The organism is Lactobacillus nasalidis (genome assembly GCF_016587775.1).
In the GTDB taxonomy this organism is placed as follows: domain Bacteria; phylum Bacillota; class Bacilli; order Lactobacillales; family Lactobacillaceae; genus Lactobacillus; species Lactobacillus nasalidis.
The window spans coordinates 1-2,835 of the sequence record NZ_BOCG01000086.1 but is presented as its reverse complement, the minus strand read 5'-3'; the positions used below and the strand labels follow the sequence as shown (position 1 = coordinate 2,835).

General features: G+C 54.4%; 3 protein-coding genes. All 3 read right to left on the bottom strand.

From position 1 onward, the window contains the following. Positions 1-892: NCS2 family permease (locus lacNas_RS01135; RefSeq protein ID WP_201346512.1), on the bottom strand; the 892-nt coding region annotated here is incomplete at its 3' end. A gap of 217 nt (positions 893-1,109) precedes the next feature. Next, entirely contained in the window at positions 1,110-1,856 is a 747-nt protein-coding gene (locus tag lacNas_RS01130; RefSeq protein WP_201330856.1) for an amino acid ABC transporter ATP-binding protein, read from the bottom strand. Between the two features lie 19 nt (positions 1,857-1,875). After that, the coding region (locus tag lacNas_RS01125; RefSeq protein WP_201346511.1) for an ABC transporter substrate-binding protein/permease at positions 1,876-2,835 on the bottom strand (960 nt) is incomplete at its 5' end.

Here is a 2,835-nt window from a genome sequence, read left to right as displayed (position 1 = left end):
AACCAGCCATCATGGCCGTTGAGTCGGCCGCCATGGCCTTGCCGATTCTTGGCATCTTGCCGTCCTTGTCAACCAGGCCGGCTTGGTGAGCCAGACCGATCAAGGTACCGGTGGTGTCAAAGAAGGCCACCAGGAGGAAGGTCAAAACGACCGTCCACATCTGCACCGTGTTGATGTCGCCCAGGTGAATGATAGCTTGGCCGAAGCTTGGCTTCAGGCTTGGCGCCAGGGAAACGACAGAAGTTGGCATCTTGCTTTGGCCAACGATGATGCTGAAGATGGATGACAGGACGATCCCGATGAAGATCGCGCCTGGAACCTGCCGGATCATCAGGAAGATGGTGACCAGCAGACCGAAGATGGTTACCCAGGCAGCCGGGTTCTTGAAGGAGCCGATAGTTACCAGGGTAGAAGAACTGTTGACGACCAGCTTGCCGTTCTGCAGGCCCAGGAAGGCGATGAAGATCCCGATCCCGGCGGAGATGGCAAATTTCAGGTCGTTAGGAATGCTGTCGACGATCAGTTCGCGCAGCTTGAAGACCGTAATCAAAATGAAGATGATTGAGGCCACGAAAACGGCGGCCAGGGCGGTTTGCCACTTCACCTTCATGCCGATGCAGACAGTGTAGGCGAAGAAGGCGTTAAGACCCAAAGACGGGGCGGTTGCGATCGGGTAGTTGGCGAAAATCCCCATGATCAGACAGCCCAGGGCACTGGCCAGGGCGGTTGCCGTAAAGACCGCGCCCTTGTCCATCCCGCTGGCACCCAAGACGCTTGGGTTGACAAACAGGATGTAGCACATTGCGAAGAAAGTCGTCAAACCAGCGATGAACTCCCGCTTAGGGTTTGAACCGAGCTTGTCCAGCTCGAAATACTTGTTAATAAATTCCATTTGATCCTCCAGTAGGTAATGTTCGGAATTTCCTTCTAAAGAAGGGAACATTTCTACCTTAACACGGATTTAACCAGATGTAAATACGAATCATAATTTTACCGGTGATTATAAAGTATGTTTCTAATGAATCTGGCAGCGAAAAAGCGCTTGAGCGTGGGAACTCAAGCGCTTTCCTTTTCTTTTTTCACTTGTTTTTAAAAAATCCAAATCAGGCTTAGATATTCAAAACCTTGTTCAGGAAGTTCTTGGTTTCTTCTTCCTTTGGGTGGTCGAAGATTTCTTCCGGGGTGCCCAGTTCCTTGATCACGCCGCCGTAGAAGAAGGCAACCTTGTCGGCCACCTGCTTGGCAAAGCCCATTTCGTGGGTAACGACGATCATGGTCATCCCTTCCTGGGCCAGCTCCTTCATGACGTTCAAAACGTCGCCGACCATTTCCGGGTCCAGGGCACTGGTCGGTTCGTCAAAGAGCATGACATCCGGTTTCATGGCCAGGGCGCGGGCAATAGCCACCCGCTGCTGCTGGCCGCCGGACAGGGTGGTTGGCTTGACGTCGGCCTTGTCGTCCATGTTGACCATCTGCAGGTACTTGTGGGCTTCCTTGATGGCCGTTTCCTTGTCCATCTTGCCCAGTTCGACCGGAGCCAGGGTGATGTTTTCCAAAACGGTCATGTTCGGGAAGAGGTTGAAGTGCTGGAAGACCATGCCGATGTTTTCCCGGATCTTGTTGATGTCGGCCTTCGGGTCGGCCAGGTCGGCCCCGTCGACGAGGATGTGGCCTTTTTGGAATTCTTCCAGCTTGTTGATGCAGCGCAGGAAGGTACTCTTCCCGGAACCGGAAGGGCCGATGATGCAGACTACTTCGCTGGGCAGGACGTTCAAGTTGGCGCCCTTGATGACTTCGTGGACGCCATCATAGCTCTTGTGCAGGTCGGTTACCTGAACCTTGTATTTTTCTTCCATGGAAAAAGCCTCCTTTTAACTAATGTTGCATCTTCTTTTGGATGTAGTTGGACAGCCAAGTAAGCAGGGTGATGATGATCAGGTACATTACGGCGATGATCAGCCACATCTTGAAGCCCTGGAAGTTCTGGGCAATCAAAGTGGTACCCGTCTGCGTCAGGTCCATGACCCCGATGGCGGAAAGGATGGAAGTATCCTTAAGGGTGATGATGAACTGGTTGACCAAAGATGGAATCATCAGCTTGAAGCCTTGCGGGGCAACGACCTTCCAGAGGGCCTTGTAGTAAGGCAGGCCCAGGGACCGGGCTGCTTCCCACTGGCCGACGTCGACTGATTCAAAGCCCCCGCGGACGATGGCCCCGATGTAGGCCCCTTCGTCCAGCATCAAGGTCAGGATCCCGGCCGTAAAGAGGGGCAGCTTGTGGCCCAGCAGAGTCGGCATCCCGATGTAGATGAAGAAGGCCAGAACCATCATTGGGATCCCGCGGAAGATGTAGATGATCACGTTGGCCAGGCCATGCCAGAACTTGTGCTCAGCCACCCCCATGATCCCGAGGATAAGGCCGAAGACCAGGGCGGCCAGGATGCCGACGATGGCCAGTTCAATGGTCATCCACAGACCCTGCATCAAAGCGCCGGCGTTGTCCTTGACCAGGCCCATGATGGAAGTGTCGGTTACGACTTGGCTCTTGACGGCCTTCTTGCTGGTGTACTTGTTGACGATCTTCTTCAAGCGGCCAGTCTTCTTCAGCCATGCCAGACCGTCGTTGAACATCTTGAGGAGTTTTTGGTTCTTGCCCTTTTTAACGGCAAAAGCCAGCGGGGCGTTGGCCACTTGCTTGCCGACGATGCGCAGGCCGGTGCCGTTGGCGATCCCGTAGCGTAGGGACGGGCCGTCGTCGAAGCAGGCATCGGCGTTGCCGGCCTTGACGTCAGCCCAGGAAGTGTTGGAGTTGGTGTAGTACTTCAGCTTGAAGCC

Bases quoted from the DNA above. Each gene is read 5' to 3' on its own strand.
- lacNas_RS01130 (WP_201330856.1), bottom strand. From the start codon at position 1,856: ATGGAAGAAAAATACAAGGTTCAGGTAACCGACCTGCACAAGAGCTAT.